Source organism: Phyllobacterium sp. CCNWLW109 (assembly GCF_037203905.1).
In the GTDB taxonomy this organism is placed as follows: Bacteria; Pseudomonadota; Alphaproteobacteria; order Rhizobiales; family Rhizobiaceae; genus Phyllobacterium; species Phyllobacterium ifriqiyense.
In genome coordinates this window covers 800,257-826,087 of record NZ_JBBCBK010000003.1, presented here as the reverse complement: position 1 = coordinate 826,087, position 25,831 = coordinate 800,257, and the positions used below count along the sequence as shown (strand labels likewise).

Sequence of the window (25,831 nt, the reverse complement as noted above, 5' to 3'; positions counted from 1 at the left end):
TCAACTTTGGTTCACGAATATAACAACGAGGCAATTCCGTCGTATGTTAACTTGAGCCCCATCAGCAAAATCATCCCATACATGAAGGGGTAAAACACCTCCGGCCGCATGCGTTTGACGATCCATGCTCCCGCAAAAGTCGCCAGTGGCGCGAGCGGCATGAGAACCGCCGATGCTTCAAGATTCGTCGCATCAAATTGCCCAAGCGCGAAATATGGTATGACTTTCACCGCATTCACGACAGCGAAGAAAATCACGCTGGTACCATTATAAACCTTGGGATCTTGACGCAGAGGGAGAGCGTAAACCTGATAGGGCGGCCCCCCGGCATGAGCGACAAAACTTGTGAACCCGGCTATGGCTGACCAGAAAGTCGCTGCTATCGTATTGTGAGGCTGCGCCTTGGCTCGCCGTTCAGCGCTGGCAAAAACATATCGCGCAAAAAAGATGATCGCGACCAGGCCGACGATAAGTTTAACCATGTCGTCAGTTACGACAGAAGCCGTCAGCCAGCCGATTCCAATGCCAAGCAAGCCGCCTGGCAGCATCAGCTTGAGCGTTTTAGCATCGCTGTGGCCGCGCCATGACCAGAGGCTGGCAACATCCATGACGATCAGTATGGGCAACATGATTGCTGCGGCCTGAACCGGCGGCATGACTAAAGCCATGAGCGGCACGCCCACTTGCCCCATAGCGCCACCAAGACCGCCTTTTGACAATCCTATGAGAATAGTCGCAGGCACGGCAGCGGCATAGAACCAAGGGTTTAATAAAAGATCGGACATGGCAGGAAGACCCGTAGAGAGGAGATTTGTCTTAATCCTGATCGCAGATATTGAGAAATGCTTTCTCCGGAAAATCACCGAAAAAAATCAACTTGCCGTTTTCAGAAACCGCGCAGGGTCTGTTCAAAGCACACACCATCCTTTATGCCCGAATTCGATCATGATTTAACAGTTAAAGAAGAACGATAGTCGGGGTAACAGATGAACAGCGAACCGAATCTAAAGCGTTGCCGTATTGTTCTGGTTGCGCCCAATGCCGCCAGTGTCAACGAGCTTGTAGCAAAACTCGGCGCGGCGCTGAGTGGCGGTGACGTGGCTTCGGTGCTGTTGCCTCCCTATGAAATGGACGAAACCACATTCCAGAATTTGGCCGAGGCTGCGGTTCCGCTGATTCAGGAATCGGGAGCGGCTGCCATTATTGTTGGCAACACCCAGATTGCGGGCCGGGTCAAAGCTGATGGGTTGCATTTTGAAGGCCCCGTTGCCGAGCTTGCCGACACTATTACGCGGCTTTCGCCCAAGATGATCGTTGGGACAGGCAACATCAAAAACCGGCACACCGCGCTTGAAATTGGCGAGGCAGCTCCAGATTATGTGCTTTTCGGCAAAATTGGTGCCGACAATAAACCGGAAGCGCATCCGCGAAATATTGATCTGGCTGATTGGTGGGCGTCGATGGTCGAAATCCCCTGCATCATCCAGGCGGGGAACACGCTGGAAAGCATCCCGGATGCAGTTGCCACGCGCGCCGAATTTATTGCTTTGGGTGCCGCGATATTCGACGGTGCGGACCCTGCCGCAGCGATTAAAGAGGCCAATCGCCTGCTTGACGAGCACGCACCCGTATTTGAAGACGGAAACTGATGAAGGCGAAGCAGGACTGATGGAATTGAAGCGCGTTGCTCTCTTAAGTTTTTTTTCGGCAGCTTTGATGGCAGTGCTGGCAGGCTCTGGTTTTGCGCAGCAAACGCCTGACCCATCGCCATCCATCACTAGCCCCACTCAAAATCCAACCGATCCTGCACCCGCACAGCTTGAATCACCCGACACAACTCCCAAGCAAGATAAGCCCAAACCTTTGGGCGCTCCCGTTACCGAACCAATTAATCCCACCCGTTTTGGTAAAGGCGCCGAGGACGAAGCTTTTGGCGCTTATCAACGCGGGCTTTACAAGACCGCCTATAATCTGGCGATGCCGCGTGCCGAAGCTGGCGATGCGACAGCGCAGGTACTCGTTGCAGATATTCTCGCCAGAGGCTTGGGTGTTCCCGCCAGTCTTGCTGAATCGGCAAAATGGTATGCCAAGGCGGCCGAGCAGGGCCAACCGGAAGCACAATTTCGCTACGCAGGCATTCTGCTTGAAGGCAAATATGCAACTAAAGATCCCGTCAAAGCCAAGGAACTAATGAAAGCGGCAGCCAATGCGGGCAATGCCGCAGCGCAGTTCAATCTTGGACAGATTCTCATGCAGGAGCATCCGGGCGAAACCGGGCTGGACAATGCTTATCCGTGGTTCCTGCAGGCCGCAGAAAAGGGCCTCGCTGATGGCGAGTATGCCGTCAGCCAGATTTTAGCCAATGGTACAGTCAAGATTCAACGCGATGAGCCTAAAGCGCGCCAATATCTGATAAAGGCTGCCATTAAGGGTTATGATACCGCCCAGATGGACCTTGGAACATGGCTTGTGGAAGGGCGCGGCGGCAAACGCGACTATAAGTCCGGTTTCGGCTGGATGCTTCGTGCTGCGGTGGGAGGCAATGTTGCCGCACAGGCACGGCTTGCAAAACTATATCGTGATGGCTTGGGCGTGGAAGGCGACAGCATCAAGGCAGCAGCATGGTACATCGTGGCACGACGTGCCGGACTGAACGATCCTGATCTGAATTCTTTCATGGATGGGCTGGATGACGATCAGATGAAAGCAGCAATTACCGAGGCAAATAAGCTCCGTTAGTAGCTGTTTTTGCGCTTTCGCTTGCCTATTGCGCGAATTTGTGGTCTTGGAGCGCCATTATTGGACGCCGCTTTTCATGTTGGCGCCAACTCTCAACTTCAATCCGGATAGACAAATGAAAATCAACGGTAATGAAATCCGTCCTGGCAATGTGATTGAACATGATGGCGGACTTTGGGTCGCGGTCAGAACAAACCATGTCAAACCCGGCAAAGGCGGCGCCTATAATCAGGTAGAGCTGAAGAACCTGATCAATGGCACAAAGTTGAACGAGCGTTTCCGTTCCGCTGAAACAGTTGAAAAAGTTCGCCTTGAACAGAAGGACTTCTCCTTCCTTTACGAACAGGGCGATGCCCTGGTCTTCATGGACACAGCCAGCTACGAACAACTGGAACTGCAGAAAGATTTCGTTGGCGACCGCGCCGCTTTCCTTCAGGATGGCATGATGGTTACCGTCGAGCTTTATGATGAGCGCCCGATTGGTATTTCCCTGCCAGATTATGTCACGCTTGAAATCACGGAAGCTGATCCTGTCGTCAAGGGCCAGACCGCTGCGTCCTCTTATAAGCCTGCTGTCCTCGAAAACGGAATTCGCGTTCTTGTGCCGCCATTCATTTCGTCCGGTGAACGTATCATCGTCGACACCAATGAACTGACATATGTTCGTCGGGCTGACTAAGACCGGACACAAGCGGCAGCACATTGAAAGCGTGTTGCCGCACTCATTCTATACTACGGAGAAATAAGTCGAATGGCGCGTTCAGCGATACTCAATGTGATGGTTCAGGCTGCGATGAAGGCAGGCCGGTCGCTCGCTCGTGATTTTGGCGAAGTTCAGAATTTGCAGGTATCTCTTAAAGGCCCCGGCGATTATGTTAGTCAGGCCGATAGGAAAGCCGAAGAAATCATCTATACCGAGCTGAAGCGTGCCCGCCCCGATTATAGTTTCCTGATGGAAGAAACCGGCGCGGTCGAAGGCACTGACGGACAGCATCGCTGGTTGGTTGATCCATTGGACGGTACGACAAATTTCCTGCATGGCATCCCGATGTTCGCCGTTTCAATCGCGCTTGAACGTCAGGGCCAGATCGTTGCCGGCGTAATCTTCAATCCAGCCATGGATGAGCTTTATACCGCAGAACGTGGCGGTGGAGCATTCCTCAATGATCGCCGGCTGCGCGTTTCGGGACGCACAAAACTTGTGGACTCCATCATCGGCACAGGTGTTCCTCATCTTGGCCGTGGTGACCACGGCAACTACCTGCTCCAATTGCGCAACATCATGGGTGAAGTTTCGGGCGTTCGCCGGATGGGCGCTGCTGCACTTGACCTCGCCTATGTAGCCGCCGGACGTTTTGACGGCTTCTGGGAGGACGGCTTGAACCCTTGGGATATCGGCGCAGGCATCATCATGATCCGGGAAGCTGGCGGCTATGTGACCGACCTTAATGGCGGTCAGGATGTGGTTGAGAGCAAAGCGATCGTGGCTGGCAATGAAGCAGTCCAGAAGGCACTGGTAAAAGCCCTCAAGAAGCCCATCTGATCCGAACCACCGCCTGCGTCACTCGAATGGAATTTATTGTTCCATCGTTGCCCTATTGCGTCTTTCAATTGCAGCGCATTTTCGGTTAGGGTTCGCAGAAATCGATTTGGCACGCGCTTGAAGCGCGCAGCCAACCGAACCGCGGAGACGATATGATGGCTGATTTCAGTTCGACCCGCCAAGGGCTGGACCACGATGATTACGATCCCTACCGGCTTTCAAGCCCAAGGTTCGTTCTTTTGTCGATGGCGATTTTCCTGGTCATCGTTGCATTTCTGGGCGCCATCCTCTTTCGCCAAATATCCGGGTTTTTCACCACCAATCCCGGCTTGAATGGTCTCATCATCGGCGTGCTCGTTGTCGGCATCCTTCTAGGCTTCGGTCAGGTCATCCGTCTGTTTCCCGAGGTGCGGTGGGTCAATTCATTCCGGCGCGGCAATGTTGATCCGGATGCACGACCTGTCATGCTTGCGCCAATGCGCGCGCTGATCGGCCGGCGTCAATCCATGGCTCTTTCAACAAGCGCCATGAGTTCAATGCTTGACTCCATTGCAGCCCGGTTGGACGAAACGCGGGATATTTCGCGCTATCTCATTGGGCTTCTGGTTTTTCTCGGTCTGCTCGGTACATTCTGGGGTTTGCTGGAAACGATCGGTTCTATTGGAACAACCATTCAGTCTCTCGACCCGCGCGCGGGCGACGCCAATAGTGTTCTGGATTCCTTGAAGGCTGGTCTTGAGTCGCCGCTACGCGGCATGGGCACAGCATTTTCCTCATCCCTCTTCGGTCTTTCCGGCTCATTGATCCTTGGTTTTCTCGACTTGCAGGCCGGGCGCGCCCAGAACCGTTTCTATACCGAGCTGGAGAACTGGCTTTCCAGCGTCACTGATCTCGGTTCCGACCTGCACGCAATTGATGCGGTGAACAGCGGGACATCCGACGAATTGCGCGCCCTTTCCGAGCGCTTGCAAAACATCCAGGAAACCGGCGGTTCAAGTCAGCGAACGACGGCTGCCTTGGCCAGCCTTGCCGAAGGTATTCAGGGCCTCGTCAAAAACATGCGGGCAGAACAACAAATCATGCGCGATTGGGTTGAGAAACAAGCCGACGAGCAAAAAGCCATCCGCAAGACGCTCGATAAGCTCGGCGATTCTATCGAACGCAACAAGGCAAGCTGACGATGGGTCTTGGTCGCAAACGCCGCCCCATCCGTCATGTGGATTATTGGCCGGGCTTCGTTGACGCTTTGTCGACGCTTCTGCTCTCCATCATGTTTCTGCTGTCGGTCTTTGTTCTGGCTCAATTTCTCTTGAGTCAGGAAATTACGGGCAAGGACGCGGTACTCAACCGGCTCAATTCTCAGATCAATGAATTGACGCAGCTGCTTTCGCTTGAGCAAGGCAATAAGCAGGATCTGGAAGACACGATCGCAAATCTGCAGGCATCCTTGACCAATGCGCAAAGCGAGCAATCGCGTCTGCAATCATTATTGTCGCAAGGTGCTGGTGCCGGTGCCGCGGCAGAAGGCAAGATCAACGAACTGTCGACCGGGCTGGAGAATGAAAAACAGATCAGCGCCCGCGCACTGTCCCAGGTGGAATTGCTCAATCAGCAAATTTCGGCCCTTCGCAGACAAATCGGTGCGCTCGAAGAAGCACTGAACGCCTCTGAATCGCGTGATAAAGAGTCTAATGCGAAGATCGCTGATCTCGGCAAACGGCTCAATGTTGCCTTGGCACAGCGTGTACAGGAGTTGAATCGCTATCGTTCTGACTTCTTTGGACGGTTACGCGAAATCTTGTCGGATCGTGAGAATATTCGCATTGTTGGCGATCGTTTTGTTTTCCAATCCGAAGTGCTGTTCCCCTCGGGCGCTGCTATCTTGAACCCCGCCGGTTCGGAAGAAATGAAGAAACTGGCGTTGGCGCTGATCGATCTGCAAAAGGAAATTCCCGACGATATCAATTGGGTCCTGCGTGTGGATGGTCACACGGACGATATTGCATTGTCCGGCACAGGCCAGTTCAAGGACAATTGGGAGCTTTCTTCGGCACGCGCAATTTCAGTGGTAAAATTTCTGATCGCGAATGGCGTACCTGCAAACAGGCTTGTAGCAGCCGGTTTTGGCGAATTCCAACCGCTTGAGCCGGGAGAGACACCTGAAGTACGCGCAAAGAACCGCCGTATCGAACTGAAACTGACTGAGCGTTAAATCCCGAACAGGGTAGCCAACAACGCCAGAACGGCTGGGAGAGCCTGTACATAGAGTATTTTTCGGCCGACTGTTGCCGCGCCGAAAAGACCCGCAACGACCACGCAGCCAAGAAAGAATATCTTGATTGCAAAACCATCTTCGCCGAGCCACAGCCCCCAAACAAGTCCAGCAACCAGAAAGCCGTTGTAAAGCCCCTGATTCATCGCCAACGCTTTGGAGGCGGTAGCAAACTCCTGTTTAAGGCGAAATGTTTTTAAACCCAGCGGCTTGTCCCAAGCAACCATTTCCAAATACATGAAATAGATATGAAGCAGCGCCACCAGCGCGATCAGAATATTGGCAATCATCACTCATCCCCTGCTTATTCGGCTGCACCTTTGAAGGCATCCGCCCCGGCTTCAAACTGCAGTTTTGCAAGATTGGCATAAATGCCATTCTTTTTCACAAGCAACTGGTGCGTTCCTTCTTCGACTATACGGCCGTTTTCCATCACCAGAATACGATCTGCTTTCAGCACGGTTGCAAGCCTGTGAGCGATCACCAGCGTCGTGCGTCCTTCCATCAGGTGATCAAGCGCCTTCTGCACGAGCATTTCGCTTGCAGCATCAAGTGCGGAGGTCGCCTCATCGAGCAGCAATATCGGCGCGTTGCGCAAAATCGCGCGGGCAATTGCCACGCGTTGGCGCTGCCCACCTGAAAGCGTTACGCCGCGCTCTCCGACTTGCGTATTATAACCATGATCCAAAGCGCAAATGAAATCATGTGCCAAGGCCGCTTTGGCAGCAGCTTCAATATCAGCCTCGCTCGCACCGGGACGGCCGAAACCGATATTCTCACTGACAGTGGCCGCAAAAATAGTTGTGTCCTGCGGGACAATGGCAATGCGGGCGCGCAAAGCCACAGGATCAACATCCCGAATATCAACGCCATCGACTTCGATCCGCCCAGAAAGCGGATCATAATAGCGAAGCAACAGTGAGAAGACCGTGCTTTTTCCAGCGCCGGAGGGGCCAACAATGGCGACTGTCTCACCGGGCTGGATGGTAAAGTTGAGTCCTCTTAGCGCAGGAGCATCAGGGCGGGCCGGATAGTTGAATTGGACATCACCAAAAGTCACCGAACCCACAGGCGGTTGCGGCAAGGCAACTGGATTGACTGGCGCTGCAATAGCAGGCTGTTCGTTGAGAATCTCGGTCAAGCGTTCCGCGGCACCGGCTGCCTGCGATAATTCTCCCCAGACCTCGGAAAGTGCACCCAAGGCACCTGCAGCAAAAACGGAATAGAGCAGAAACTGCCCCAATGTACCGGGTGTTATGACGCCGGACAGCACATCGCGTGAGCCAAACCAGAGCACCGCGACAACGCTGGAGAAAATCATGAAAATTGCAAACGCCGTCAGCACTGCGCGCGCCTTCACCGACGCCCGCGCCGCCAGAAACGCATCCTCCACCGATGCGCCAAAACGCGATATCGCCAGTTTTTCATTGGTGAAAGCCTGCAATGTTCGCACAGATACAATGGATTCGCTGGCATAGGCTGTGGCATCGGCAAGTGTGTCCTGTGCCCGGCGCGAGCGCCTGCGCACGGAACGGCCAAAGGCTATCAGCGGAATAATGATCACGGGAATCGCCGCGATGACCAGACTGGAAAGTTTTGGGCTTGTGATCACCATCATGAAAATAGCGCCAAGGGCGAGTATCAGATTGCGCAAGGCTATGGATGCTGTTGCACCTACCGCTGACTTGATCTGCGTTGTATCGGCAGTCAGACGGGAAACGATCTCGCCCGATTGCGTGCCGTCGAAGAACGCTGGAGAAAGCCTGGTCAAATGCGCGAATACATCACGGCGAAGGTCGGAAATAATCCTCTCGCCTAATGTGATAACGAAATAATAGCGCCCGGCCGAAGCGACCGCCAGCAAAGCGGCGAGGAGCACCAGCATTCCAAAGTAATTGTCAATGAATGCACCATTGGCGCCGGTGAAGCCGTGATCAATCATGCGCCGGACTGCAAGCGGCAACGTCAATGTCGTCACGGCGGCGAGTATCAGGGAAGCCAAAGCTCCTGCCAGCATGCCTTTATAACGGGACATATAGGGGAAGATCCGGCTCAGCGGCTTTAGCGAGCGGCGCTTTCTCTCTGTCTCATCAAGGCGAGATTGAGCCGAATCTGCCATTAATCAATATCCTCACATCGCTTTGGCGACTTTGCAGCCAGATGGCCTTGTTATTGCTTGAAGGCTGATGTATAGGCTCGCCAACAGTTTTGGAAGCCCCAACCGTCTGCAGTTTCTGTGGCGTTTGGCTTCATCTTTAACAATCGGCTCCTGACCAGCACTACCACAATCAAAGTGGTGCCGGTTTTGCGCCCTCCAGTTTAGGACACTACCGATGAAAGCCAACATTCATCCTGACTACCACAACATCAAAGTCGTCATGACCGATGGTACAGAATACATGACCCGCTCCACATGGGGCAAGGAAGGCGATACGATGAACCTCGATATCGATCCATCCACACATCCAGCATGGACTGGCGGCAATGCGCAGCTTTCCGATCGCGGCGGCCGTGTTTCCAAGTTCAAGACACGCTTCGGCAATCTCGGCATATAATTCTTTTTGCCTTTATGGCATCTTTAAACGGCCCTGCTCTGCGGGGCCGTTTTTGTTTGCGGATTTTTTCGGGGGACACCATTCGTGAAAATTGCTCTGCTGCATACCGCCGAAAGCAATATTGCGGGCTTCGAAGAGGCTGGCATGAAAATCGGGCTTTCTGCCGGGACACTTATGCACAAAGTGCGGGCCGATCTTTTGCAGGCCGCGCGTGAGGCAGGCAAGCTGACGCCATCTATCGCACAGGAGACGGCAGCGGCATTGCAAACCCTGACCGGGGATGCCGACGTGGTTATGCTGACTTGCTCCACACTCGGCCCTTCAGTTGAACAGCTTGGATCAACCGGCGTCCCTGTCCTGCGCGTCGATGCGGAACTGGCAAAACGCTCTGTCCGCAACGGCGGCTTGGTGGTTGCGCTTTGCGCTCTCGATACAACGATCGAGCCAACGACGCGGCTTTTTACACAAGCTGCGGAGGGTACTGATGCAACGATTGATGTGCGCTTGATTCCGGAAATCTGGGACCTTCTTCTGGCCGGTGATCACATCGCCTATTGCGCGGCAATTGCCAAGGCAGCGGATGCTGCATATGAAGCGGGAGCCGATATTGTGGCCTTGGCTCAAGCATCAATGGCGGGCGCAGCCGGCAATGTTACCAAAGGCCCAAGACCTTTCGATTCGCCAAGTTCAGGGCTGGCGGCAGCGATTGCCGCTTGTCGCCCCAGCGTTTGACAAGCTGCTGTTTCGCCAATAGCTTTTCTCATACATCTGCGTGCATAGGGAGGGACCATGCAATGACTGACGTGACTTCCGGAGCCAGCACAGTGCCTGGCGCGAAGATTGAGCCAAGCTTGCATAGGGTGATGGGACCTTGGCTTCTCCTGCTTTTCATTGTTGGCGATATTCTCGGCACAGGCATTTATGCATTGACCGGACAAGTCGCAAAACAGGTCGGCGGCGTAGTCTGGCTTCCATTTTTGATCGCTTTCGTTGTCGCCGTTGTCACGGCATTCAGCTATCTGGAACTGGTAACAAAATATCCGCGGGCTGCGGGGGCAGCTCTCTACACGCATAAAGCCTTCGGAATTCACTTCGTTACATTCCTCGTTGCCTTTACGGTCATGTGTTCCGGCATCACCTCGGCGTCGACAGCCTCGCGCGCATTTGCCGCCAATCTCTCCGGTGCATTCCAACTCAATCTTGAGTCCGGGATAGGTATCTCGCTCGTTGGCCTTGGTTTCATGGCGCTGGTTGCAATCGTCAATTTTCGCGGTGTCGGAGAAAGCGTGAAAGCCAATGTGGTTCTCACAATAGTTGAGCTTACCGGCCTTCTGATCATTATTTTCATAGGCTTATGGGCCATCAGCGCCGGTCAAGGCGACGTTTCCCGCATCACCCAATTTGCCAGCACCCCAGATTCCAGCATCTTCTGGTCAGTCATGGCAGCGACCACCCTGGCATTTTTTGCAATGGTCGGCTTCGAGGATTCCGTCAATATGGCTGAGGAATGCAAAAACCCTTCCGGGATTTTCCCGAAAGTACTCCTCACCGGGCTCTTCATTACCGGCGCCATCTATGTGTTGGTTTCGATTTCAGCCATCACACTCGTTTCGCCTGCCGATCTTGGCGAAGGCGAAACACCTTTGCTCAAAGTGGTACAGGCTGGAGCTCCCAATTTCCCGCTTTGGATTTTTGGTTTCATAACAATGTTCGCAGTAGCCAATAGCGCCTTGATCAATATGCTCATGGCAAGCCGATTGGTTTACGGTATGAGCCGCGAACATGTCCTGCCGCCCATATTCGGTAAGGTGCATCCAACGCGTCGTACGCCCTATCTTGCCATCGGCTTCACGACCCTTCTGGCCTTTGGGCTCATCCTGTTTGTCGGCGAGGTCCCTGCACTGGGCGGGACAACCGCGCTACTGCTGCTGTTCGTATTTACAATCGTCAATATAGCCGTTCTGATCTTGCGCCGGGAGAAAGTCGAGCATGAGCATTTCCGCACACCGACCTTCCTTCCTGTTATAGGTGCCATCTCCTGCGCTTTCTTCGCAGGTCCATGGACTGGCCGCGATCCGGTTCAATACAAGATCGCCGGAGTTTTGATAGCTGTTGGGGTTGTGCTGTGGATCGTCACAGTACTCGTCAATCGCGCTACCGGCGTTACGGAAAAGTCCGACCTCAGTGCTTTGGGCGGCGACGGACCAGTGAACTAAGTTAAATGCAAAAAACCCTGCCGGATTTTCATCCGGCAGGGTTTTTAGCTTGTACGGAACCTCAAATCAGGCGGCGCTTAACTTGGCGAGAACCTCGTCACTAACCTCGAAATTCGCATAAACATTCTGCACGTCATCATCATCGTCCAAGGTCGCAAGCAGACGCAGCACAGACTGTGCCTTCTCTTCATCGACCGGAGCCGTTGTTGCAGGCTTCCAGATGGCCTTGACGGATTCAGCTTCGCCTAGTGCCGCTTCCAGAGCCTTCGATACGTCGCCAATGTCTTCAAAGGCGCAGATAATGACATGGCCTTCTTCATCGCTTGTAACATCTTCAGCGCCAGCTTCGATGGCTGCTTCCATAACCTTGTCGGCGTCGCCAACATCAACCTTGTAGGTGATTTCCCCAACTCGGTTGAACATGAAGCCAACCGATCCGGTTTCACCCAACGCACCGCCCGCCTTCGTAAAGGCTGCACGCACATTGGACGCTGTGCGATTCCGGTTATCTGTCAGCGCTTCGACGATGACAGCAACGCCGCCCGGGCCGTAACCCTCATAGCGCACTTCATCATAATTCTCGGCGTCGCCACCGGATGCCTTCTTGATGGCCCGCTCGATATTATCTTTTGGCATTGATTGCGCGCGGGCGTTCTGTACAGCCAGACGCAGGCGTGGGTTCATCAGCGGGTCAGGCAGACCCTGCTTGGCAGCGACAGTGATTTCGCGACCCAGCTTGGAAAAGATTTTCGACCGCACGGCGTCCTGACGCCCTTTGCGGTGCATGATGTTCTTGAATTGTGAATGGCCTGCCATGGCACCCCTGCATGCTTGTCTGCGGTTTTGGAATGGGGGCCCTTATAAGTAAAAACAGCCGCGCCGTCCAGCACCGCCAAAATTCATTCAACAATGTGCAGTTTTACACTGTCATAGCCGTCTGCGGATACCGTCGTACAAAGTTCGAACCATTCGCAGCCTACACAGGCCGTGCGCGTCGTTCCACCAGCAAAGCTTTGGCGCAATCCTTCAAGCGTCGAAAGATTTATCTTGAGCCGGTCACCGACCTGCAATGTCCGCCCCAGCAGCTTGCCAACGTCGAGCAGCGCTTGCGTATCGCGCTCTGTTACACTCACATTGTGGCAGTGTGGCTCAGTAGTTTCGAGAAGGGGCTGACAAATCTCGTCCGGCCCCTCCCCGATAATTATTTCTTCGCCCCCAGCCAGCCTTTCGATGACCCTGTCGTAATTGTCGGTAAAGGCCTGACTATAGCCTTTGCCGACATAGGTCAGCATGCAAAGCAGATGGTGCGAACGAAGCTTTACCGTCAAGACAAGCGGATACCCGAACGACGCACAGCTTCAAGCATTGCAGCAGCCAATGCAGATTTGAGAACACCGCCAAGAATGAATGGCGCAACGCCCGAAGCCCAGGCGACATCAAATCCAAAAAGACCTGCCAGCCACAATCCGCCGACAGCAAGGCAGAGCGCATTGCCCATAAGCATGACCACTGCCGAACTGAACGGGTTGCGTGTAAACCCGCGTTCAGCCAGATAACCAACCATCGCGGCAACAACTGGGAATGCAAACAAGTAACCTGCCGTGGGCCCGGCGAAGGCCAGTTGGCCGGGCATCCCTTCGGCGAGAACCGGCAGTCCGATGAAGGATTGCAGAAGCCATGCGACCACGGTAATTCCGCCCAAACGCCAACCATACAGTGCGCCAACCATGGTGACCGCAAAGGTTTGCATCGTTATCGGCACGGGAATCATGGGTACGGATATCCATGAACTTACGGCCAGAAACATCGTACCTATAACAACCGCCAAAGCTTGAAAGCCGAGCGAACGATTGGCAAGCTTCAAAGGCACGAAGGCTTGAGCAGGATTAGTCTGTGTCATTTTCACTTTTCCCCAGTGAGGTTGAATAAAGTTCAATGCTTCTTGCGGCGGCGCGCAAACATATTGAGCGCCTCGACAAGAGCAGAGAAGCCCATCGCGGCATAGATATAGCCCTTCGGTACATGGAAGCCGAAACCATCCGCAATCAGTGTCATACCGATCATGAGCAGGAAGCCCAAGGCCAGCATGACAATGGTTGGATTATTGGCGATAAACTTCGACAAGGGCTCCGCTGCAAAAAGCATGACAGTAACAGCAGCAAGAACCGCGATAACCATAATCACGATCTCGTCGGTCATACCCACAGCCGTGATGATTGAGTCGACAGAGAAAACCAGATCGAGCAATAGAATCTGACCAATGGCGGCGCCCATGGTCAAGGTGACCTTTCTACCGATAATGTCATCCTTGGCGTCTTCATGATCGACCGTATGATGGATTTCCTTCGTAGCTTTCCACACAAGGAAGAGACCACCGGCGATCAGGATGAGATCTCGCCACGAGAACCCATGGCCGAAAGCTTCGAAGACCGGTTCTGTCAACTGTACGATAATCGATATGGTAAACAGCAGCGCAATGCGCAGAACCAGCGCGGCGCCAATACCAAGACGGCGGGCGCGGGCCTGCTGTTCTTTCGGCAATTTGTTGGTGAGGATCGAGATAAAGATCAGATTATCGATCCCGAGCACAATCTCCATGACGACCAGCGTTACAAGCGCGATAAGGCCTGCTGGTTGATAAATGAAATCGAAATAAGAAAGGAAGGTTTCCATGGGGTCGTATGTCCCTTGTTAAATGACCGGATGGGATGCAAATATCAATTCACTCCACTGGGAGTGTACGGAACCAAACGTCAACTTATTTCCAGAATGCGGGAATTGTTTCTTCAAGTCGCGGACCGATACGCAATGGAGCGATCTTTTCGGCAAGTCCCGTCCTATCAGAAATTTCAACACCGACACCACATATTGTAGCCTTGCCGCTCGCCGCTTCAAATCGCCCCTTTGGCACCTTGGAAAGAAACCGGTTCAGCGGCTCTTCCTTGTCCATGCCCAGTGACGAGTCGTAGTCGCCGCACATGCCCGCATCAGACATATAGGCCGTGCCGCCATTCAATATCTGTGCATCAGCAGTCGGCACATGAGTATGCGTACCCACAACAAAGCTGGCGCGACCATCAACGAAATGGCCGAAACATTGCTTCTCGCTGGTGGCTTCCGCATGAAAGTCGAAGATCACGGCATCGGCCTGTTCACCCAGAGGGCAGGCTTTGAGAATTTCCTCGGCTATCGTAAACGGGTCATGCAGATCGGGATGCATGAAAACGCGACCCATAATGTTGGAGACAAGAACACGCGCGCCATTCTTGGCAAGAAATACACCAGAACCCTTGCCTGCTGTGCCAAGCGGAAAATTGGCGGGGCGCAGAAAGCGTTGCTCCCTATCGGCGAATATCAGGGCTTCGCGTTGATCCCACACATGATTTCCGGTGGTGACGACATCTGCGCCGGCATTGATCGTATCGTGGAATATTTCTTCGGTGATACCGAAGCCGCCCGCGGCGTTCTCACCATTGACGATGGTAAAGTCGAGTTTCAGATCGGAAATCAAACCGGGCAGTTGTTCGTAAACTGCTGTCCGCCCGGACCGGCCCACCATGTCACCAAGAAAAAGTAATCTCACGCATACATCCTGAATTTCGTTAATTGGCTTTATCGATACTGCCAAAGCTGCGCAACCCGCTTTCCGTCAAGATTGCTTCGAGCGGCACATCATGCGGCTCGTCAGGCACAATTTCGACTTTCTGGCAGTCAAATGCGACCCCAAGCAAGGTGGGATTGGCGCCGAGTGCCAGTAATCTTGCTATTGCCCTGTCATAATAGCCCGCACCATAGCCGATACGATGACCGCGCTCGTCAAAAGCAGCCAAAGGCACCAGCATAAAGGAAGGGTCGACGACAGGTGCATCGTCAGGCGGTCCCGACGTTCCAAATCCTGTTTCAATCATCGGCGCGTCTTGGGTCAGCTCCCGAAATATGATCGTCTGCTTGTCGATAATGACTGGAAGGCAAAGCCGGGCACCCTTATCGCGCAAAGCAAACAACAGCGGACGCAGATCAACTTCCGAACGTATCGGCCAGAAACCCGATACAATTTCGCCCGGTTGCAGCGAGATGCCCGACAGGCCGTGGGTGGCAAGCTGTAATGATGCGTTGCTCCTATAATCTGCGGACAAGGCATCGCGGCGCGCCAAAGCTTCGAGACGCAGCGCTTTCTTCAGTTCTTTGATCGGGGATTGGGTTTGCAAAGCGATAATTTCATGAGGCGCCGGAAACCAGCTCGGGATGAAACAGTGGCGTCCACACAACCGATGGAGAAGTCGATCCCGGGAACCTACAAAGTAGGTGGGTGCCGTGTGAAGAAGCCCACGGGCCTCTCCAGGGACAGCTCCCTAAGGGATCATTAAGGCCCCGGGGAATATGTCTCTCCTGTCGTGAGGCGCAGAGCGCCGATCCGAATATAGGACGCCTGTAGCAATAGCGCCAGTAGATCGAACACGATTTTCTGTTCCTGACACAACATTGTCTGTACCCATGTTGTTGATAGCCGCCTGTCGCGATAGTTTGTGCGCGTTGAGGGGGAGACTCGATATATGACGATCACAATGTACCAGGCATCCGTTCCGGTTTTTCAGCGATTGCTGGATAATTGCATAGCGATTCTCAAGAAGGCCGAGGCTCACGCCATTTCAAGCGGCGGTGACACACGGCAAATGATCGAGGCGAAGCTGGCCTCCGATATGTTTCCGTTGAAAGTTCAAATACAAATCTTGGCCGACGGCGCACGCGGTTGCGTGGCGCGACTTGCAGAGCAGGCTTTGCCTTCACCGGATGCCGGGCAGTTTGCGGTGTTCAACCGCGGGTATCATCAGGATTTCGTCGAGTCCCATCAGACCTTTACATCACTGATTGCCTATCTTCACGACGCAATTGATTATCTGGATGCCATTCCGCCGGCTAAGCTGGAAGGCAGCGAAACCACACCCGTTGAGGTTACATGGCGCGGCAATACCCGCTATTTTCACGGGCTGCCATTTCTTCGCGATTACGCGCTGCCGAACTTTTATTTTCATTTGACAATCAGCTACGCGATCTTGCGTATTGCCGGAGTTCCTCTGGGGAAACAGGATTTCGAAGGCACCCCCGTCTATTCCACCGGGCCAGCAGGCCCACACCAGACTTGGCAGCATTAAGGATGCATGATCATGAGCGTTCAAATACGCCCGTTGCAAAAATCGGACGAAGCAGAATGGCGCCGTCTATGGACCGGTTATCTCGATTTCTACGAAACGAAAGTATCGGAGGACGTTTACCAAACCACCTTCGCCCGTTTGAACTCCGGTGATGATCATGAATATAGCGGCCTGATCGCTGAGGTTGATGGCAAGCCGGTCGGCCTTACTCATTATCTGTTTCACCGGCATAATTGGAGCATTGAAAATGTCTGCTATTTGCAGGATCTCTATGCTGACCCTGAAATACGCGGCAAAGGCGTTGGCCGGGCATTGATCGAAGCCGTTCACGCTGAAGCAAAAAAGGCCGGTGCCCATTCGGTTTATTGGCTGACCAATCAGAACAACGACACCGCTCGCCAGCTTTATGATCGGATCGCGAAAGTAACGCCCTTTATCAAATACGTTAAATCAATCTGACTGAACTCCTCACCTAAGAATTCCAAGCAGTAGTAATCGCCCACCTTGACGCGGGCGATACCCAAGCATATTAATCAAGTCATCAGATGACTTGAGGACTTTGGAATGCAACCTGCCGCGCGAACAAATCTAGCCGACAATGCGGTCAGTAATATACGGGCTGAAATTACCGCCAAACGGTGGCAGGTGGGCGAGCGCATTCCCAATGAAGCGACGCTGGCGGACATGCTGGGCGTCAGCCGCGGAACCGTACGTGAAGCTGTCCGCGTTCTCGTTGCGCAGGGCTTTCTCGATACGCGGCAGGGCTCTGGCACCTATGTCCAGTCTATTACCGGATCGGAAGACCGTCTTTTGCGTATCCGCCGCACGGGCCTGCGTGATCAGGTCGAAACCCGCTGTGCTTTGGAGGTTGAAGCGGCCCGGCTGGCTGCCACGCGCTTCACGCCGGAAACAATCATCAAGCTACGCGACATACTTGCAGATCGCGGCGAGTATAATTCTGCCGCTCATGATCGTTACATTGAGCGTGATCTGAAGTTCCACAAGGCAGTGGTGGCCGCATCGGGCAACCGGGCTTTGATGGAAGTCTATGATTTCTTTTCGCTGTCCATAGGGGAAATCATCAAGGCAACCGTCACGGGCGAATTGCCCGAACCTGATATGGCGGCTCATGCCGCGATCATCGACGCCATTGAATCGGGAAATCCCGAAAAGGCCGAAGCCACCACACGCGCCTTCATGGCACCTATCCTTGCTGAACTTGATCGGCTTCTCACATCATGAACCAACATATGCCTTCCAATGACGCTCAGCCCGCAACGATCGAGCAGTTGATCGACGCCGAAATCGATTCCACGCCAACACCGCGCGCACCGGTTTTTGCAAGCAGGACGATTGAGATCATAACCGGCATGAGTCTCGTCCTGATCGCATTCAACCTGCGACCTCTATTTTCCAGCGCCTCCGCACTCCTGCCGGAAATCATTGCGCAAACCGGATTATCGTCATTCGGCGCTGGCGTTCTGACAACGCTTCCCGTTGTTTGCCTTGGTGCGTTTGCACCCATAGCGCCGAGATTGGCACAACGGATTGGCGCGGAGCGCACATTGCTTGGCGTTCTCCTTTTGCTGGCCTTGGGCACGGCCTTGCGTGGCTTCTCCTCCCTGCCCTTGCTTTTCATTGGAACTGCGCTCGCCGGTGCATGCATAGCCGTCGGCAATGTCCTGCTTCCGGGATTGGTGAAGCGTGACTTCGCCAGCCGCACCGGCATGATGACCGGCCTGTACACAATGGCACTTTGTGCAGGCGCGGCAAGTGCCGCAGGCGTCACAGCACCATTGCAGCATGTATTTGGCGGGTCCTGGTCTTTAGCACTGGGTGCTTGGGCGGTACCGGCTTTGGTGGTTGCGCTCATCTGGTTCCCGCATGCATTTTTCCGTAAAGTTCGAACCAAGCATGCGGGATTTCGCGTTGAAGGTCTTTGGCGCGACCGCCTCGCCTGGCAGGTCACCCTCTTCATGGGCCTGCAATCATCTCTTGCCTATTGCATCTTTGGCTGGCTGTCGCCGATCCTGCGTGATCGGGGAATGGACGGCGTTACGGCAGGTGTGGTGGTTTCAGTTTCCATCATGGCCCAAGTGGTCACGTGCCTTGGCGTTCCCTCCGTCGCCGTCCGGTGCAAGGATCAACGGCTTGTCAGCGTCACTCTCGTCGCATTTGCTCTGATTGGGCTACTGGGAATGCTGTTTGCACCATTGTCAGGCGTATGGCTCTGGGCAGTCATCCAAGGCATAGGCCAAGGTGGTTTGATCGCACTGGCTATGACGATCATCGTTCTGCGCTCTCCGGATTCTCACATTGCTTCTCATTTGTCAGGCATGGCGCAATGTGTTGGCTATACACTTGCTGCGATAGGACCATTGCTTGTTGGCCTCATCCACAAATTGACAGACAGCTATAGCGCCACATCGGTACTATTTGTTTTGCTGGCTCTGGGTGCTGCCTTTTTCGGTTGGGGTGCCGGTCGTGCACTCCATGTCGGCGCGCGCACTGTCGAGCTTTCTGGCAAGCCATCCAATAAGTAGGCGCTTGGAACAAAAACTCCTTACCCGCATTCTTCCAAATGGCGTGTAAGGAGTTGAGCTTTGGCACCGAGAGCAAATTGGAAGGGCTATTTGAAAGTTGGCGAACTGACTTGCCCTGTCGCGCTCTATACCGCGGCTTCGACATCTGACCGCATCGCCTTTCATACCCTTAACCGCACGACCGGCAATCGCGTCCATCGCCAATTCGTTGATAGTGACAGCGGTAAGCCTGTTGGACGGGAAGATCAGGTAAAAGGCTACGAGGTTGGCGACAATGATTATATTGTGCTTGAACCCGAAGAAGTAGCGGCCGCCGTACCCGAAAGCGACAAGACCCTTTCGATTGAGGCATTTGTCGGAGTTGACGATCTCGACGACGTCTATTTTGACAAACCATATTATCTCGCGCCAAGCGATAAAAACGGGGAAGAGGCTTTCGCTTTGATCCGGGAAGGAATGAAAGCCAAGAAAGTTGTCGCTCTTGCCCAGACAGTGATTTTCCGACGCGCTCGAACACTCCTCATTCGGGCTGAAGATCAGGGCCTGATCGCAACAACCTTGAATTTTGACTACGAAGTCCGTTCCGCCAAGGATGCTTTCAGCGATATTCCGGAAATGAAGATCAAGGGCGAGATGCTCGATCTCGCAAAGCATATTATCGAGACCAAAAAAGGCTCATTCGACCCGTCAAAATATGAAGACCGCTACGAGGCAGCCTTGGCCGAACTGGTGAAGGCAAAACTTGAGGGCAAGAAGATCGAAGCCAGAAAACCGGTCAAGTCCGACAAGGTGGTGGACCTCATGGAAGCGCTGCGCGAGAGCGCCAAAGCGCTGGGCGGCAAAAAGCAAGCCACTGCCAGCAAAACCAAAGCCAAAACCAAAGCAGAACCGGCACGACGGAAGGCAAGCTGATCCATGGTTGCGCTTGAAACATACCGCAAGAAACGCGACTTCAACACAACATCGGAGCCTAAAGGACGCAAAGCTCGCAAAGCCGGAAACAGCTTTGTCATACATAAACATGACGCCACGCGGCTGCATTATGATTTACGTCTGGAAATGGATGGCGTTTTGAAAAGTTGGGCAGTGACACGGGGCCCAAGCCTTGTACCAACGGAAAAGCGGCTGGCGGTTCATGTCGAGGACCATCCGCTCGAATATGGCGATTTCGAAGGCACAATCCCAAAAGGCGAATATGGGGGCGGTACTGTCATCGTGTGGGATCGCGGCACATGGGAGCCCATCCATGATCCCGAACGCGGTTATGCCAAAGGCCATTTGGAATTCGAGTTGCATGGCGAAAAACTGAAGGGACGCTGGCATCTTGTACGTATGCATGGAAGGCCGCGCGAAAAACGCGAAAACTGGCTGCTGATCAAGGGTGACGACGATGTGGCCCGTACTTCCAAAGATCCCGATATTTTGAAAGAACAGCCCAATTCTGTGAAGACCGGTCGTGACCTTGCCGCTGTGGCGGGGGAAGAACCCGGCTGGTCATCCAAGACGGGCAAAATTGAAAAGAAGAAACCAACAAAATCCAAAACTGCAAAAGCCGCAAAAACAGAGCTTGTCCAACCCGATGTGCCAGACCCTTCAGATGTTAAAGGTGCCAAAAAGGCTCCGCTTCCCGAATTCGTCGAACCCACTCTTGCAACGCTAACCGCAAAACCGCCGGAGGGAGACCGCTGGATTCATGAGATAAAATATGACGGCTATCGCCTCCAAGCGCGCATTGAAGCCGGACGCGTTAAACTGCTCACGCGCACCGGCCTCGATTGGACAAAGAAGTTTGGCAAAGAGGTTGTCGGCGCATTTCAGGATTTGCCGATAGGTACAGCGATGATTGACGGCGAACTGGTGGTCGAAACCTCTGCTGGCGCATCAGACTTTTCCTCATTGCAAAACGATTTGAGCGAAGGTCGCACCGACCGTTTTATATTCTACGTGTTCGATCTGCTCTATCTCGATGGTTATGATCTACGCGCACTTCCGCTCATTGAGCGCAAGGCAATGCTGGAACAACTCGCGGCCAATTCAACGGACCCCATTCGCTACAGCGGTCACTTCAACGAAAATGGTGCCACCGTCCTCAGTCATGCTTGCCGTCTTAGCCTCGAAGGCATTGTCTCAAAATTGCGAGACGGCCCTTATCGTTCCGGGCGCGGCAAAAGCTGGATGAAGGCAAAATGTTCGTCGCGGCAGGAGTTTGTCATTGCTGGTTACGTCCCTTCAACAACTTCCCGCAGAGCCATCGGTTCATTGGTCATGGGCGTCTATAATGGTAAGAAGCTCGAGCATGTGGGCCGCGTTGGCACAGGCTATAGCGTCGCCGTGGCAGAAGACCTGTTCAAACGGCTTGAGCGCATTCGCTCCCCGGAAAGTCCCTTTGCCGAGCGCTTGAGTGCTGATGCGTCAAGAAAGGTCCGATACACCAAACCACAGCTTGTTGCCGAGGTGGAGTTCCGTGCCTGGACCGGCGACGGTAACCTGCGTCATGCTGCTTTTCGCGGTTTGCGGGAAGATAAAGTGCCAACCGATGTGGTGCGGGAAATACCGAAATCCGCAGTCACTTCACAATCTCAACCTAAGAGGCGCACCGTGAGACTCACCCATCCGGATCGCATTTACTGGCCAGAGGAAGGCGTGACCAAGGAAGGTCTCGCCGATTATTACACCGATATATGGAAATATATCGAGCCATTCATCACCAAAAGGCCCTTGGCATTGCTGCGCAGTCCTGAGGGTATAAATGGACAGGCTTTCTTCCAGAAACATGCGTGGAAAGGGCTGAACCCCAATATCACGCTGGTCAAGGATCCAAAGGACAAGGATGACGAGCCCCTGATCAGCATTAATGATCTCGATGGTTTGATCGGTCTGGTCCAATCCGCAGTTCTTGAAATCCACCCGTGGGGCTCGACCGTGGCGGATTGGGAGCACCCGGATATGATCATCATGGATCTTGATCCGGGCGAAGGTGTGGATTGGGAAACAGTCATTGCCGGAGCTTATGAAACCCGCGACCGGTTACAGCAGGCTGGACTGGCCGCCTTCGTCAAGACATCTGGCGGAAAGGGCTTGCATGTCGTCTCGCCAATCAAGCCCAAAGCAAATTGGCCCGATGTAAAGGCTTTCACCAAAGCTATTGCAGACAGTATGGCAGCCGACAGTCCTGATAAATATGTTTCGACCATCACCAAGTCGAAGCGTAAAGGCAAAATACTCATTGATTATCTGCGCAACCAACGAGGCATGACTGCGGTAGCACCGTATTCCACACGCGCAAGGCCCGGCGCGGCCGTGTCCATGCCGCTCGCATGGGATGAGCTTACCCCCGGGATCGGCCCTGCCTATTTCACAGTGTTGAACGCGCCGACCCGAATGGCATCGATCAAACGCGATCCTTGGGCTGACTTTCGCGCCGCCGCAGCACCAATCGAGAAGACCAAGACCACGCGAGGCAAGAAGCAGGCTTAGCTCTTTTTCTTGCCCTCGCTGGCAATGCTCTTGCGCAGCGCATCCATAATATTGATGACATTGCTCGGCTTCTCGGCCTCGACCTTGGGTTTTAGCGGACGCTTCTTACCCTTTTTCTTGGCTGCGATGATCTCAAGCAATCGATCTTGAACCGGATCATCGACCATTTTTGGGTCCCAAGGCTTGGTACGCTCATCGATGAGGGTTTTGACCAGCGCCATCATCTTGCTCTCGGGCTTGCCATTCTTGGTATCGCCAAAATATTCATCGCGACTGCGAACCTCGTCGCCATATCGCAACGTCCATAAAATGATGCCTTTGCCGCGTGGTTCCAGCATGACTGCCCGCTCGCGCCGGTACATGACAAGTCTTGAAATGCCAACGCGCCCCGTTGCTTCCATGGCATCCCGGATTACTGAAAAAGCCTCCTCGCCGACGGGATCATCCGGCGTCAGATAATGAGGCTTGTCATACCATATCCAATCGATGCTATCGCGCGGGACAAACATTTCAATATCAATGGTTCGGGTGCTCTCCAGACCAACGGCGTCAATTTCGTCCTCTTCGAGCATGACATATTCATCTTCGCCGCGCTCATACCCCTTGACCTCGTCATCCTCGTCGACGGCCTTGCCGGTAACGCCATCCACATATTGGCTGACGACGCGGTTGCCCGTCTTGCGGTTCAAAGTACGAAACTTGACCTTTTCATTGTCGGTCGTAGCCGGAGCCATGGCGACGGGACATGTCACCAGCGAGAGCTTCAGGTAACCTTTCCAGAATGAACGCGGTGCCATGAGCGCAAACCTTTCCCATACGTTTCACGCAACGGATTCATCCTGCATTTTGTTCCGGCAATGGTTTTTTCCAGCTGGCGGAACAGCAGGACCGGATCAGCGTTACACTCCGGCGACAAGGGGAGATAATATGCAGTTCGACCACGCTTACTACGCGAAAAAATTGGGATTGAAGCTGGTCGACCCGGAAACTTTTACACTCAAACGCGAAACGGCAAAAAACGGCGCCCGCTACATTCGCGTGGATGGCCGCCCTGCCGCAAAGAAGCATATTGAACGTATTCTCGCCCTTGCTATCCCACCGGCCTGGACCAACGTTTTATGCTGCGACGACGATTGCGGACATATTCAGGCCATCGGCTACGATGTCCTTGGGCGGCGTCAGTACATCTATCATCCAAACTGGGAAGCTGTCCGCAATAGCACGAAGACCCATCGCCTGCTGGCATTCGGCAAAGCACTGCCGCGAATCCGCAAACGGATTGCGCGTGACATCCAGCGTGCCCCCACATCAGGTAAATCTCTTGCAGCCCTGGCCGTAAAGCTCATCGACAAGAAGGCTTTTCGGGCCGGGCATGAAAAATATGCCAAGGATGGGGGACGCGGCATTGCCACGCTCAAAAGCAGTGACTTGAAGATCAACGGCAATATCGCCAACTTTATTTTCGCCGGGAAATCAAAGAAAACGAACAAGATTTCCATCGCGGATCGCTCTGCCGTCAAGCGCTTGAAGGCGCTGAAACGACGTGGGCGATTGTTTCAGTACAAGGACAATAAACGATGGCGCAGCCTTCATGCTCAAGAGCTCAACGATTATTTACGCGAAGTTTCCGGCTCAAAAGTTAGCACCAAGGATTTTCGGACATTCCACGGATCTGCACGCGCACTGGCATTTCTTGCGGAAGTGGAAGCTGAAACCGATACGCAGAAAAAACGTGCGGTCGCGGCAGCCATGCGCGATGTAAGCAACTTCTTGCGCAATACCCCAGCGGTTACCCGCTCAAGCTACGTCCATCCCCTGGTCACGGAGAGTTTCTTTGCCGGCGAACTGGATCGTTCCTTGCTGCGCGCGCCCCATCGCAAGGGCCTGACAGGACCCGAAACCGGCCTTATGCGCCTCCTTGAGAAAGCTGGCACTTAACCGAAAAAACAGGCCACGCTAAATTTTCTGTTCGGCCGGAAATTTTGCATTGCGGTAAGTAGCGCACAGATAAAGCAAATTAAATGCAGTTTGCGGGACGTGAGAAAATACGCTTAGCTTGGCAGGATTGCCGAGCATCAGGGACGTGTCCCACGTACGCTTGATATGTGCTCGCGCCCAACAATGGAGGCGTATGATGGCACTATTAGATAGAGACAGGCGCATATTTGCAACCAGTGACTGGGAGGTCATGCAGCGAGCACACGACAAGGCTTCGCAAATGTTGGACCGCTGCCCGAAAACCCATTCCCGCTGCAACGAATTGGCGAGAACCGTTATGGCGCTCTTTGACAGTGGTATTCGAGATGTCGACGAATTGGCGGCAATGGCCGCCAATCGTGAACTCGGTCATCTGGCCGTAACGGGCTATTTTCAAAAGCCCTTCGCCTTCAAATCATCATCGGTGATAAGCGAGAATCGTCATTAAAAAGACTGCTGCAGACGGAACATACGATGATTGAATCTTGCCAGCAAGATTCAATCATATTTGCCTGACGTTGAAACGACCATATCAGACAATTCATCCGGACCCCGACATCCGTTGAGGCCCTCGGTCGGCTATTTCACCCTCCCCCTCGCATTTTCACCGCCTCAAGTGCCTTTTCGCCAAAGATTAGTCCGTCTTCCCCCAATATCTTCAGCCGGAAAACTGGTTTGGAACAAATTCTCTGCTACATGCAATTGAACGGCTAAATTCAATACAATCATTGGGGGTGATTACATGCCGACACTTTACTCGATAAAACCGGCTTTTCAGAATTTGCTCCGCCCCTTGGTTGGACGTCTTGTGGCAATCGGCGCCACTGCAAATCAGGTCACTGTCGCCGCTACGCTCATCTCCGTGGCGACAGGTGTTGTGATCGCGCTTTTCCCCGATAACACATTGTTGTTCTGGCTGTTGCCCTTGGTACTTTTCGTTCGCATGGCCCTTAATGCGATTGATGGAATGATGGCGCGGGAATTTGGTCAGGCATCGAAGCTTGGTGCCTATCTTAATGAGATCGGCGACATTGTTTCGGATGTAGCTCTTATACTGCCGTTTACGTTGGTATGGCCCTTCGAACCTGTCGAGGTTGTGGCGTTCGCCATTACCGCAATCATAGCAGAATATGCAGGTGTGCTGGGGGTGATGACAGGCGGTGGCCGCGCCTATGACGGCCCATTCGGAAAAAGCGACCGCGCTCTGGCGCTGGGCATTATCGCCGCCTTGATCGGCAGCGGTCTTGATCTACCTTCGTGGTTTGGCTGGGTCTTCCCGGCTATGGCGCTTCTATCTGTCTTTACCATGATAAATCGTATCCGCGCCGGTCTTCGCCGCGCCAATTCCTGAAATCA

At 53.6% G+C, this 25,831-nt stretch carries 28 protein-coding genes and 1 other RNA gene; 18 read left to right on the top strand and 11 right to left on the bottom strand.

The genetic code is table 11. The features are described from left to right. Positions 1-11 precede the first annotated feature (11 nt). On the bottom strand, positions 12-785 hold the full coding sequence (locus V9K92_RS14595) for a TSUP family transporter (protein ID WP_115054208.1): 774 nt from the start codon (positions 783-785) through the stop codon (positions 12-14). A gap of 201 nt (positions 786-986) precedes the next feature. Between V9K92_RS14595 and V9K92_RS14590 the strand changes: the two genes are divergently transcribed. The 6 genes from V9K92_RS14590 (at position 987) to V9K92_RS14565 (ending at position 6,494) form a co-directional block, all read left to right on the top strand. Then, a complete protein-coding gene (locus V9K92_RS14590; protein ID WP_337354287.1) occupies positions 987-1,649 on the top strand; it encodes a thiamine phosphate synthase in 663 nt (220 codons plus the stop codon). 25 nt (positions 1,650-1,674) lie between these two features. Further along, positions 1,675-2,739 (top strand): tetratricopeptide repeat protein, encoded by a 1,065-nt coding sequence (locus V9K92_RS14585; RefSeq protein ID WP_435530126.1) that lies wholly within the window; start codon positions 1,675-1,677, stop codon positions 2,737-2,739. 115 nt (positions 2,740-2,854) lie between these two features. Continuing rightward, positions 2,855-3,418, top strand: coding sequence for an elongation factor P (efp, locus tag V9K92_RS14580; protein WP_115054206.1), 564 nt, complete (start codon positions 2,855-2,857; stop codon positions 3,416-3,418). 72 nt (positions 3,419-3,490) lie between these two features. Further along, positions 3,491-4,282, top strand: a complete 792-nt coding sequence (locus tag V9K92_RS14575) for an inositol monophosphatase family protein (RefSeq protein ID WP_337354285.1) — start codon at positions 3,491-3,493, stop codon at positions 4,280-4,282. A 155-nt stretch (positions 4,283-4,437) separates the two neighbouring features. After that, positions 4,438-5,460, top strand: a complete 1,023-nt coding sequence (locus tag V9K92_RS14570; RefSeq protein WP_115054273.1) for a MotA/TolQ/ExbB proton channel family protein — start codon at positions 4,438-4,440, stop codon at positions 5,458-5,460. Between the two features lie 2 nt (positions 5,461-5,462). Next, positions 5,463-6,494 (top strand): peptidoglycan -binding protein, encoded by a 1,032-nt coding sequence (locus V9K92_RS14565; RefSeq protein ID WP_115054204.1) that lies wholly within the window; start codon positions 5,463-5,465, stop codon positions 6,492-6,494. On the opposite strand, the gene V9K92_RS14560 is transcribed toward V9K92_RS14565, so the two are convergent. Beyond that, positions 6,491-6,844, bottom strand: coding sequence for a DUF1304 family protein (locus V9K92_RS14560; RefSeq protein WP_115054203.1), 354 nt, complete (start codon positions 6,842-6,844; stop codon positions 6,491-6,493). The genes V9K92_RS14565 and V9K92_RS14560 overlap by 4 nt on opposite strands. A gap of 14 nt (positions 6,845-6,858) precedes the next feature. After that, positions 6,859-8,673: an ABC transporter transmembrane domain-containing protein gene (locus tag V9K92_RS14555; protein ID WP_115054202.1), complete on the bottom strand. Its 1,815-nt coding sequence runs from the start codon at positions 8,671-8,673 to the stop codon at positions 6,859-6,861. 214 nt (positions 8,674-8,887) lie between these two features. Between V9K92_RS14555 and rpmE the strand changes: the two genes are divergently transcribed. The 3 genes from rpmE to V9K92_RS14540 all read left to right on the top strand — a co-directional run bounded on the left by rpmE (position 8,888) and on the right by V9K92_RS14540 (position 11,325). After that, positions 8,888-9,109, top strand: coding sequence for a 50S ribosomal protein L31 (rpmE, locus tag V9K92_RS14550; protein ID WP_115054201.1), 222 nt, complete (start codon positions 8,888-8,890; stop codon positions 9,107-9,109). Positions 9,110-9,193: 84 nt separating this feature from the next. Next, complete coding sequence (locus V9K92_RS14545) at positions 9,194-9,841, top strand: Asp/Glu racemase (protein ID WP_337354284.1); 648 nt, start codon at positions 9,194-9,196, stop codon at positions 9,839-9,841. A 62-nt stretch (positions 9,842-9,903) separates the two neighbouring features. Next, complete coding sequence (locus V9K92_RS14540; protein ID WP_115054199.1) at positions 9,904-11,325, top strand: APC family permease; 1,422 nt, start codon at positions 9,904-9,906, stop codon at positions 11,323-11,325. Between the two features lie 66 nt (positions 11,326-11,391). Here the strand turns inward: V9K92_RS14540 and V9K92_RS14535 are convergent, their stop codons facing one another. From V9K92_RS14535 to ssrS, 7 genes are all read right to left on the bottom strand, one after another. Beyond that, positions 11,392-12,141: a YebC/PmpR family DNA-binding transcriptional regulator gene (locus tag V9K92_RS14535; RefSeq protein ID WP_115054198.1), complete on the bottom strand. Its 750-nt coding sequence runs from the start codon at positions 12,139-12,141 to the stop codon at positions 11,392-11,394. Between the two features lie 83 nt (positions 12,142-12,224). Further along, complete coding sequence (locus V9K92_RS14530; RefSeq protein WP_337354283.1) at positions 12,225-12,653, bottom strand: DUF1284 domain-containing protein; 429 nt, start codon at positions 12,651-12,653, stop codon at positions 12,225-12,227. Further along, a complete protein-coding gene (locus tag V9K92_RS14525; RefSeq protein ID WP_115054197.1) occupies positions 12,650-13,225 on the bottom strand; it encodes a biotin transporter BioY in 576 nt (191 codons plus the stop codon). Before V9K92_RS14525 ends, V9K92_RS14530 begins: the two co-directional genes overlap by 4 nt. 32 nt (positions 13,226-13,257) lie before the next feature. Then, the gene (locus V9K92_RS14520; RefSeq protein ID WP_115054196.1) at positions 13,258-13,998 is read right to left on the bottom strand and encodes a TerC family protein; all 741 of its coding nucleotides are present in this window, start codon (positions 13,996-13,998) and stop codon (positions 13,258-13,260) included. 85 nt (positions 13,999-14,083) lie between these two features. Further along, entirely contained in the window at positions 14,084-14,908 is an 825-nt protein-coding gene (locus tag V9K92_RS14515; RefSeq protein WP_115054195.1) for a TIGR00282 family metallophosphoesterase, read from the bottom strand. Positions 14,909-14,927: 19 nt separating this feature from the next. Continuing rightward, entirely contained in the window at positions 14,928-15,533 is a 606-nt protein-coding gene (locus V9K92_RS14510; RefSeq protein WP_307280711.1) for a 5-formyltetrahydrofolate cyclo-ligase, read from the bottom strand. A gap of 46 nt (positions 15,534-15,579) precedes the next feature. Next, positions 15,580-15,736: non-coding RNA, 6S RNA (gene ssrS, locus V9K92_RS14505), on the bottom strand. 142 nt (positions 15,737-15,878) lie between these two features. On the opposite strand from ssrS, the gene V9K92_RS14500 reads away from it, so the two are divergent. From V9K92_RS14500 to ligD, 6 genes are all read left to right on the top strand, one after another. Next, a complete protein-coding gene (locus V9K92_RS14500; protein ID WP_115054194.1) occupies positions 15,879-16,478 on the top strand; it encodes a DUF1993 domain-containing protein in 600 nt (199 codons plus the stop codon). A 12-nt stretch (positions 16,479-16,490) separates the two neighbouring features. Next, the gene (locus tag V9K92_RS14495; protein WP_115054270.1) at positions 16,491-16,937 is read left to right on the top strand and encodes a GNAT family N-acetyltransferase; all 447 of its coding nucleotides are present in this window, start codon (positions 16,491-16,493) and stop codon (positions 16,935-16,937) included. A 105-nt stretch (positions 16,938-17,042) separates the two neighbouring features. Then, positions 17,043-17,720 (top strand): FadR/GntR family transcriptional regulator, encoded by a 678-nt coding sequence (locus V9K92_RS14490; protein WP_337354281.1) that lies wholly within the window; start codon positions 17,043-17,045, stop codon positions 17,718-17,720. Further along, positions 17,717-19,021: a CynX/NimT family MFS transporter gene (locus tag V9K92_RS14485; RefSeq protein ID WP_443094468.1), complete on the top strand. Its 1,305-nt coding sequence runs from the start codon at positions 17,717-17,719 to the stop codon at positions 19,019-19,021. The genes V9K92_RS14490 and V9K92_RS14485 overlap by 4 nt, the downstream gene beginning before the upstream one ends. A gap of 60 nt (positions 19,022-19,081) precedes the next feature. Beyond that, positions 19,082-19,933, top strand: coding sequence for a non-homologous end joining protein Ku (ku, locus tag V9K92_RS14480; protein ID WP_337354279.1), 852 nt, complete (start codon positions 19,082-19,084; stop codon positions 19,931-19,933). A 3-nt stretch (positions 19,934-19,936) separates the two neighbouring features. Next, entirely contained in the window at positions 19,937-22,498 is a 2,562-nt protein-coding gene (gene ligD, locus V9K92_RS14475) for a DNA ligase D (protein WP_337354278.1), read from the top strand. Here the strand turns inward: ligD and ku (V9K92_RS14470) are convergent. Continuing rightward, the gene (gene ku, locus V9K92_RS14470; protein ID WP_337354277.1) at positions 22,495-23,295 is read right to left on the bottom strand and encodes a non-homologous end joining protein Ku; all 801 of its coding nucleotides are present in this window, start codon (positions 23,293-23,295) and stop codon (positions 22,495-22,497) included. The genes ligD and ku (V9K92_RS14470) overlap by 4 nt on opposite strands. Positions 23,296-23,425: 130 nt before the next feature. On the opposite strand from ku (V9K92_RS14470), the gene V9K92_RS14465 reads away from it, so the two are divergent. The 3 genes from V9K92_RS14465 to V9K92_RS14455 all read left to right on the top strand — a co-directional run bounded on the left by V9K92_RS14465 (position 23,426) and on the right by V9K92_RS14455 (position 25,826). Beyond that, entirely contained in the window at positions 23,426-24,436 is a 1,011-nt protein-coding gene (locus V9K92_RS14465; protein WP_337354276.1) for a DNA topoisomerase IB, read from the top strand. A gap of 196 nt (positions 24,437-24,632) precedes the next feature. Continuing rightward, complete coding sequence (locus tag V9K92_RS14460; RefSeq protein WP_337354275.1) at positions 24,633-24,923, top strand: hypothetical protein; 291 nt, start codon at positions 24,633-24,635, stop codon at positions 24,921-24,923. Positions 24,924-25,217: 294 nt separating this feature from the next. Continuing rightward, complete coding sequence (locus V9K92_RS14455; RefSeq protein WP_115054186.1) at positions 25,218-25,826, top strand: CDP-alcohol phosphatidyltransferase family protein; 609 nt, start codon at positions 25,218-25,220, stop codon at positions 25,824-25,826. The last annotated feature ends 5 nt before the right edge of the window (positions 25,827-25,831 follow it).

Excerpts from the sequence above, each read along its gene's own strand:
- V9K92_RS14595 (WP_115054208.1), bottom strand. The coding sequence starts at position 785 with ATGTCCGATCTTTTATTAAACCCTTGGTTCTATGCCGCTGCCGTGCCT.
- V9K92_RS14590 (WP_337354287.1), top strand. The coding sequence starts at position 987 with ATGAACAGCGAACCGAATCTAAAGCGTTGCCGTATTGTTCTGGTTGCG.
- efp (WP_115054206.1), top strand. The coding sequence starts at position 2,855 with ATGAAAATCAACGGTAATGAAATCCGTCCTGGCAATGTGATTGAACAT.
- V9K92_RS14575 (WP_337354285.1), top strand. The coding sequence starts at position 3,491 with ATGGCGCGTTCAGCGATACTCAATGTGATGGTTCAGGCTGCGATGAAG.
- V9K92_RS14570 (WP_115054273.1), top strand. The coding sequence starts at position 4,438 with ATGGCTGATTTCAGTTCGACCCGCCAAGGGCTGGACCACGATGATTAC.
- V9K92_RS14565 (WP_115054204.1), top strand. The coding sequence starts at position 5,463 with ATGGGTCTTGGTCGCAAACGCCGCCCCATCCGTCATGTGGATTATTGG.
- V9K92_RS14560 (WP_115054203.1), bottom strand. The coding sequence starts at position 6,844 with ATGATTGCCAATATTCTGATCGCGCTGGTGGCGCTGCTTCATATCTAT.
- V9K92_RS14555 (WP_115054202.1), bottom strand. The coding sequence starts at position 8,673 with ATGGCAGATTCGGCTCAATCTCGCCTTGATGAGACAGAGAGAAAGCGC.
- rpmE (WP_115054201.1), top strand. The coding sequence starts at position 8,888 with ATGAAAGCCAACATTCATCCTGACTACCACAACATCAAAGTCGTCATG.
- V9K92_RS14540 (WP_115054199.1), top strand. The coding sequence starts at position 9,904 with ATGACTGACGTGACTTCCGGAGCCAGCACAGTGCCTGGCGCGAAGATT.
- V9K92_RS14535 (WP_115054198.1), bottom strand. The coding sequence starts at position 12,141 with ATGGCAGGCCATTCACAATTCAAGAACATCATGCACCGCAAAGGGCGT.
- V9K92_RS14525 (WP_115054197.1), bottom strand. The coding sequence starts at position 13,225 with ATGACACAGACTAATCCTGCTCAAGCCTTCGTGCCTTTGAAGCTTGCC.
- V9K92_RS14520 (WP_115054196.1), bottom strand. The coding sequence starts at position 13,998 with ATGGAAACCTTCCTTTCTTATTTCGATTTCATTTATCAACCAGCAGGC.
- V9K92_RS14500 (WP_115054194.1), top strand. The coding sequence starts at position 15,879 with ATGACGATCACAATGTACCAGGCATCCGTTCCGGTTTTTCAGCGATTG.
- V9K92_RS14495 (WP_115054270.1), top strand. The coding sequence starts at position 16,491 with ATGAGCGTTCAAATACGCCCGTTGCAAAAATCGGACGAAGCAGAATGG.
- V9K92_RS14490 (WP_337354281.1), top strand. The coding sequence starts at position 17,043 with ATGCAACCTGCCGCGCGAACAAATCTAGCCGACAATGCGGTCAGTAAT.
- V9K92_RS14485 (WP_443094468.1), top strand. The coding sequence starts at position 17,717 with ATGAACCAACATATGCCTTCCAATGACGCTCAGCCCGCAACGATCGAG.
- ligD (WP_337354278.1), top strand. The coding sequence starts at position 19,937 with ATGGTTGCGCTTGAAACATACCGCAAGAAACGCGACTTCAACACAACA.
- ku (WP_337354277.1), bottom strand. The coding sequence starts at position 23,295 with ATGGCACCGCGTTCATTCTGGAAAGGTTACCTGAAGCTCTCGCTGGTG.
- V9K92_RS14465 (WP_337354276.1), top strand. The coding sequence starts at position 23,426 with ATGCAGTTCGACCACGCTTACTACGCGAAAAAATTGGGATTGAAGCTG.
- V9K92_RS14460 (WP_337354275.1), top strand. The coding sequence starts at position 24,633 with ATGGCACTATTAGATAGAGACAGGCGCATATTTGCAACCAGTGACTGG.
- V9K92_RS14455 (WP_115054186.1), top strand. The coding sequence starts at position 25,218 with ATGCCGACACTTTACTCGATAAAACCGGCTTTTCAGAATTTGCTCCGC.